Here is a 6,113-nt window from a genome sequence, read left to right as displayed (position 1 = left end):
TGGCGCTACGCACCAACCTCACTTTCTTGTACGCGATCGCATTAATTGAGTATCACAAGTTCATATCAGTCGATAACCCGCAACTTGGGTTACTATAGGAATCCGATTTGATTTCTGAAAACATACTGAGACTGAAAATCCCGTTTGATCAGGGTTTTATCCGAAATCTTGTTCAAAAATCAGATATGAGTCCTATATCTTGCGGATTAACCGCAACTGTTACGCGCTTAAACACTTTTCCGAACTATTCAATCCACACACGGAACTGATACCAAGATGCATCGTTAATAGACTTAGCTAGACTTTGGTTTTTCACCATATTTTTAATCCTAAAATCTTCGTAGGCGATCAAGTCGTTAGACTGAACTACGCACCGTGCTAATTTCACAGCATGGTCTTTACGTTGCCTACTTATTTTAAGGTGGCGCTTACCTAAAATGCAGCTAGCTTTACTTCTATTTTTTGAACCTTTTACTTTACGAGAAACTCGACGTTGCAAACGTTTGAGAATCCTTTCACCTTGACGCAAAAATTTAGGGTTCTCAACCATTACCCCCTTTGAATCGGTGTAGTATTCTTTCAGCCCGACATCCAGCCCAACTGTATTACCTGTTGGTTCTATGTCTTCTCTTCGGTTTACATCAATTGATGATTAGAGCAAAACTAAACAAGGGGCTTAAGCCCCTTGTTTAAGGTAAACAAACTTCCGCCACAGTCTACTAGTCTTCTCTTTCGCCAAAAGCTGTCTGCAATACCACTGCAATACCACCGTCTTGGTGATATTTATCTGCCCAAGCCCGGATAACTTCATCCAATTCTTCCATAGCCTGCTCCATTTTTTCTGGGAGGATATCTAGTTCTTCCAGCAAGCGCATGGCATTTCGTCGCCGTTCTGCCCAATTTTTCATCATGCGGAAATACCGAGCGGTGTCTTCCACCATGATGTAAGTACGTTCTTGATCGTCTGCTGGAGCATAAAAAGGACGGGTAAGAGCGTAGAAGGGCATTCCCCAAGGAGAATCAATCCGTGTTACTGTTCCTGAGTAGAGTAGACGGCGCTTGATATGCTCACCCAAAGCTTCACTCAATGGCATTTGGTGTTCGGGTGGCAAGTCTTCTTGCGATCGCTTGTGCAAAAACTCAATCAAATCCAGAAACTCAAAAGAGCTAACTAACTGGGCATCAGGTAGATTACTTGGCAGTTTCTGCTCAATTTGTCTTTTTTCTTCACTAGTCAGATTGCTACCAGGAACGCGCGATCGCCCCGGTTGCCAAGGATACTTTTCTAGCCAGACATAAGGCAATTGAATCAGATAGCGTGGTTCCTGAGAACCCAGCATCTTTAACAGTTTGCCTTCTGTTAGCGCCTGTCTGACTTCTTCTACAATAATTTTTACCCGTTTCGGTTCCAGGTGGTGCAAATGCCCTGTCATCCGCAGGTTTTGTCCCTGCTCCAAATAGGTCATGTAGATTGCACACTTTGCTGCTGTTGCGGCTGCGTCTAAAAATGCCCCATGCCTGTGCCCACTCGTCCGCATGGCACTAAAAGCCAGATAAAGCATGATCTGATCCATCGCACTGGGGTCAAGACGTTTGATCAGATCTATGTCGTTACTCATATTACAGACAATTGAATAGCACGTTTACAGAGTTTTTAATGGAGTGAGAATTGGTAGTATACACTTGGCTGAAGGCAATGTTTTCACTTCAAACTATATTAGTATGCGATAACTACGAGATCGGCGGTAGCGCAAACTACCATTTTCGCATCTTTTCTGGTACAGGAGCAGATTTAGTATTGTTACTATAACTGTCCCTACATCTAACCAGAAAATTACAGATATCACCAATTCTAGCTTGATTGCAGTTTACGTCCCAAAAGTCAACTATGTTGCAATTAATCTACAAAGTCTTTTAGTTCTCTGAGGTTTTTCTCATCTTTCAAGAGCAACAACGCCAAGCTGCTTACACCTAATTATGGCACTATGCCGACTCGGAGTAAAAACTAGTTTGCGCGGTTTATCTGGGATATCTGTTACTCGAAAAAGATGGTTTTTTTCAGCTTTGGCAAATTATTTGTAACACACAGATGACTAGAAATAATTGGGAATGCTCTAAAAAGAAATCGCTTCCCAGGTGTAGCCAAAATTAGAGGTTGTCTTTGTGAACTACAGCATAATTCAGAATTCAGGAGCGGAGCCGGAGAGCTCCGCCTCTGGTCAGAATTCAGAATTAGAATAGTCTCTGTGCCTAGCTTTGAGGCTTGGATAGTGTACTTCACTAACTTGAAATCTGCTGTATCATCCCATTGACAACCTCCAGTGATGTCTCGGCAGTATCAGCCGTTGGCTTAAGGAAAGATAGTAGACATCAACTAGAGCAAATAATTTCAATTTCAAAATACCTGTTGTTTTTTCAAATATTATTTTTTATCATATCATTGTTTTTGCTATTTGAAATAAATTTATGTATTTTAAAGTTTATAAATAAGGCATATTTAAATAATTTATATTCTGGTTAAATCAAGGTTTGATGATATTTTTATATTTACTCATAAATCCAAATCTTATTTATTTTTCGTGTTGATGATTTGACACAGAAAGCCGCGATTCAGTCTGAATTAATCGCATAGCCATCAGTCTTTGTAATAACCTCAAGATTAGTTACTGGACATAGATATAATAAAACATATTGGATTCCATCTAATGACTATTTAGAGATTTTTTCTCAATGAATTTATATTTTTTTCATGAAAGAGTTTTAAAATTTCATGTTTATTTCGGGGCTAATAGTCCAAGTGCCTTAAAACAGACTCAAAAGCTTATTGAAAGTCGGTTTTAACCGACTTTAGCCATGAGATGGGGAATTTATTCCCTGGCGGACTAGGGGAGAATGAAATAAACCTGCTCATACTGCTTATATATACGTGTTTTCCCTACCTGTATCAGGCAAATCCCTAAAAATATATTACAAGTCAAGCTATTTTGATTACTATCCGCTCATCTATTAGGTGTTATCTATACCTATACAGCAGTCCTAAATCATTCGTAAAAACTTAAATCCCCGACTTCTGAAAGAAGTCAGGGATCTTGTATGTCACAGATGATTTAGAGAAGTTAGAAGTAGGCGTATTCGCGTCAGGATTTATGCTGAGAGTGGTGGGAGGTAAAGTAGCTCCCACCACATCTAAAGTGATTGAACTCGCCATTTAATTCGTGGGATTAGAAGGTTTAACCTGATTTCGCATTGTTTCCAAGCTGAAAGCAGCCGCACCAAAGGTTACTAACAATACTCCCAGAATTTGCACAATATCCAAATTTTCTTGAATGACTAGCCCAGCGAAAATCACGGTTAAAACTGGAATGCTACCACCGATGATCGCCGATCGCGAGGCACCTAGTTTGCTAATACCAATATTGTTGAGCAAATAGCCCGCAAGAGTCAGCACACCCAAAATAAATGCGCTTAAAACCAGTTCCAGTATCTTAGAGGGGTCAATTACTAAGTTCCAACTGCTTGGTAAAGGTAGCATCAAGCAGATAAAGCTCAACAACAACATGGTAGCGAAGTTGATTAAAGTAAAAGTCACCGGATGCAGTTTGCTAGCACAAACCCGCGTCAGAATTATGTAGGCAGCAAAAGCCACCCCCGAAAGAATGGCGGTGCTGCTTCCCATCGAAATATTACCGATACCGGTGTTGGGAGAACCTGCTAAAACCAACAATTCACCGCAGGAAATCGCGGCGATCGCACCGATGCGGAATATTGTTGGGCGATCGCGAAACAGAAACCATGACAATAGACCACTAACCATCGGATAGATAAAGAACAGTGCGATCGCCATTCCAGTCGGGACTTGAGCGATCGCAATGTAGATTAGCACCTGAGACAAAAACAAAAAGCCCCCACTCACAATCGACAACAGCAAAATCTGCTTGGTAGCTGCATTGGCGGCTGTGGGATTTCCTCGGACTGAAGCGGCCAAGTTTTCCAGGTCTTGCCACAATCGGGGATGCAGTATTGGAGATAACAGTAACATCAGTGGAACTACTACCATAAATCTGAGGGTCAAAATTAACAGAGTATTGCCCAAAGTCGGCGGCAGCAAGCGCTCTACCTCTAATACTCCAAAAATCTGGGAACCTTCATGGAAAATTATCTTGATGGCTATGTTGTAAAGCGACGATACGACTGCCGATAAGACAATCAACAAGAAACCGATTTGAAGCGGCGATAAGCCAGAGGAATTAGGCGATCGGGATTGTGGGGGTTTTGCTTGGGCCTGCGGCTCTAGCGCCGCGATCGATGAGGATTTAGCTTTGCTCTGTGATCCGTTCCTGCGGAGGACAGAAATTGGTTCGGCAGCGTTTCTCCTTCGTGAAGGTGGCATTGCTCCCGGCTGTGGCACAGATGCAGTCGGAGGCTCTGATGTCGTTTCGTTTTCCGCTAAGTCCTGATTGAGGATAGAAATTGGTTCGGTGGCATTGTCTTTTAGTGGCGGAACTACAGCCGCCGTCGGCTCTGATGTGGTTTCCCTTTGGAACAAGTCTTTACTGGGGATAGAAATTGGGTTCGCCCCGTTTTCTCTAACCATCGGCGGCTCTAATGTCGTTTCCCTTTGGGACAAGTCTTGGCTAGGGACAGAAATTGGGTTCGCGGCGTTTTCTTTAACAGCCGGCGGCTGTAATGTCGTTTCCCCTTGTGAAAATTTATTAGGGATCGGGGAAATTGGCTCAGGGGAATTTCTAGCTACTTCGCCAGACTGTGGCGGGGATGTCTCAAAAGAACTGTTTTTCTCTGGCTCCGTAAACTGCAAAACAGTAGGTTTACCTGCTGTTGCTGGTTTGCGCGAAGTTTCTTCTATAGTTTTTTCTAGTTCTCCATGCAGGCGATTAACAAACTCCGCCAAAATCGTTTCCCCTTGCTGCTGCTGGCTATACATCCGTGACAACTGTTGGGAAAGATTACTTTGATAATTCTTGAGTTCCTGTTGCAGCGAGTTAAAAGTAACAGTAACGGTATCATCCAGGCTGTCAAACATGTGTTCAACTTTTTCATTAATTTCACCGACTACATTGCTGCTCACTTCAGCGGACTTCAGCGCAGCTTGTTCGTAAGATTTGCCCTCTATGGTTTGGTTAGCTAAAGTTGCCAGAGAGGATTGCAGTTGTGAAGATATATGCTTTGCCAGAACTTCTGCCAGTTGACGAATTAACACTTGCTGCTCAGTGATTTGGCGCACTTGCTGTAAATGCTCTTTTTCCTCTACCAAGCTTTGAATTTCATCAGATAACCGATTTTTTTCTGACTGAAGCCGCTTAACGTCTTCCTGCAACGCTCTGAGGACATTCTGCTGAAGATTTTCTAAGTCTTCAACTACAGCCCAAAGAGCATTTTCTGCTGCTCTGGATAGCTCACCTCTAACTCGCGGGTTTTCTGGTTGCTTCTCGAATCGCCCCATTAGCTTCTAACCTCTAACACCTTGACGATAAAGCTGCTTCCCGTACACTTGCTTGGCGCTCATAGTAATTTCCTGTATTTTGTCAGATAAATTAAAAATTTTAACAGCACTTCCGCATTTCAACGTAATTCTGTCATACTAGACACAGGTTAGAAAAGCATCAAATTTGCTCCACTGGTTACTACACAGTCTTATCTTTAGCATTGACAAATATTTGGCCATTCGATTTTGGAATTATCGCCACGACTGGAAGTCGCTTGGACTGAGACTTTTTTGTTTTTGGTCAGTTTTAATTTTCAGCAATTATTTGGCAATGAGATTTTTACTTTTAAAGAAATCTCACTCCAAATAACTATTTATTGTTTTGCTGTCAATACTAATTGTCAAAGACTTGCAGATGAGTGCGCGTAGGCGCAAACCGAGTTTTCGCCAGACATCGCCACAAAATTGTCTGACTTGCGAAACTAGCTGGAAATTCGTGTGGAATGTAACTTGTGTGACAGTTTACATCTCTAAATAGAGATTAAAGTATCTTTCTGTGGAAATTCAAAGTTACTGGAATTAATGGGTCTTTTGCCCCGCCTTTATAAGGCGGCTTTTGATTAATTATAGTATAATCTTATCACATACTACTAATGATAAGATGTTAGTC

At 41.9% G+C, this 6,113-nt stretch carries 3 protein-coding genes and 1 pseudogene; all 4 read right to left on the bottom strand.

The genetic code is table 11. The annotated features are described in order from the left end of the window. Positions 1 to 247: 247 nt before the first annotated feature. Positions 248 to 646, bottom strand: a pseudogene (locus V7K36_RS08625) (RNA-guided endonuclease InsQ/TnpB family protein); the annotation flags it as partial. A 73-nt stretch (positions 647 to 719) separates the two neighbouring features. Continuing rightward, positions 720 to 1,619, bottom strand: coding sequence for a heterocyst differentiation master regulator HetR (hetR, locus tag V7K36_RS08620; protein ID WP_334826111.1), 900 nt, complete (start codon positions 1,617 to 1,619; stop codon positions 720 to 722). Between the two features lie 1,436 nt (positions 1,620 to 3,055). Next, a complete protein-coding gene (locus tag V7K36_RS08615; protein ID WP_335114883.1) occupies positions 3,056 to 3,208 on the bottom strand; it encodes a hypothetical protein in 153 nt (50 codons plus the stop codon). After that, positions 3,209 to 5,461 (bottom strand): EamA family transporter, encoded by a 2,253-nt coding sequence (locus tag V7K36_RS08610; protein WP_335114881.1) that lies wholly within the window; start codon positions 5,459 to 5,461, stop codon positions 3,209 to 3,211. It lies immediately after the preceding gene. Positions 5,462 to 6,113: the final 652 nt, after the last annotated feature.

It is taken from the genome of Nostoc sp. (assembly GCF_036919555.1).
Lineage (GTDB): Bacteria > Cyanobacteriota > Cyanobacteriia > Cyanobacteriales > Nostocaceae > Nostoc.
The sequence above is the reverse complement of the archived record's forward strand: the minus strand, read 5'-3'. Positions and strand labels throughout refer to the sequence as shown.

Excerpts from the sequence above, each read along its gene's own strand:
- V7K36_RS08610 (WP_335114881.1), bottom strand. The coding sequence starts at position 5,461 with ATGGGGCGATTCGAGAAGCAACCAGAAAACCCGCGAGTTAGAGGTGAG.
- V7K36_RS08615 (WP_335114883.1), bottom strand. The coding sequence starts at position 3,208 with ATGGCGAGTTCAATCACTTTAGATGTGGTGGGAGCTACTTTACCTCCC.
- hetR (WP_334826111.1), bottom strand. The coding sequence starts at position 1,619 with ATGAGTAACGACATAGATCTGATCAAACGTCTTGACCCCAGTGCGATG.